Genomic DNA, 674 nt, shown 5'->3' with positions numbered 1-674 from the left:
CCCTTCGGGCCACCCTCCCCTCAAGGGGGAGGAGGACGCCGATCATCTTTAGAACGCTTCCGCCGGCAGTGCCATCAATGTGTCGGCGCCGCTCGAAATGCGGGCGAGATGCGCCGACGTCTCCGGCATGATCCGCTCCATGAAGAAGCGCCCCGTCACGACCTTGTTGTCGTAAAAAGATTGCGCGCCATTGGCGTCCGTCTTGCCAAGTGCCACCTTGGCCATCTGCGCCCACATATAGCCCAGAGCGACCAAGCCGAAGAGATGCATGTAGTCGGTCGAGGCGGCACCGGCATTGTCGGGCTTGGCCATGCCGTTCTGCACCAGCCACATGGTCGCCGCCTGCAAATCGTTGAGACCCTTCTTCAGCGCCTTGGTGAATGGCGCCATCTTCTCGTCGGAGCGGTTCTCCTCGCAGAACTCACCGACTTCCTTGAAGAAGGCCTGCACGGCGCGGCCGCCATTCAGGCCGAGTTTGCGGCCGACGAGGTCGAGCGCCTGGATGCCGTTGGCGCCTTCATAGATCATGGCGATGCGGGCATCGCGCACGAACTGGCTCATGCCGTGCTCTTCGATATAGCCGTGACCGCCGAACACCTGCTGCGCCATGACAGCGTGGTCGAAGCCCTTGTCCGTGAGAACGCCCTTGACCACCGGCGTCATCAGGCCGGTGT

Annotated in this window: 1 protein-coding gene; it reads right to left on the bottom strand. The window is 62.6% G+C overall.

Annotated features, from left to right (window positions below; genetic code table 11):
• Nucleotides 1-48: 48 nt before the first annotated feature.
• The coding region (locus EOC06_RS42445; RefSeq protein WP_245469556.1) for an acyl-CoA dehydrogenase C-terminal domain-containing protein at nucleotides 49-674 on the bottom strand (626 nt) is incomplete at its 5' end.

Origin of the sequence: Mesorhizobium sp. M7A.F.Ca.MR.362.00.0.0 (genome assembly GCF_004023175.1) — a bacterium.
Lineage (GTDB): Bacteria > Pseudomonadota > Alphaproteobacteria > Rhizobiales > Rhizobiaceae > Mesorhizobium.
This window is presented reverse-complemented; position numbering and strand designations above follow the sequence as displayed.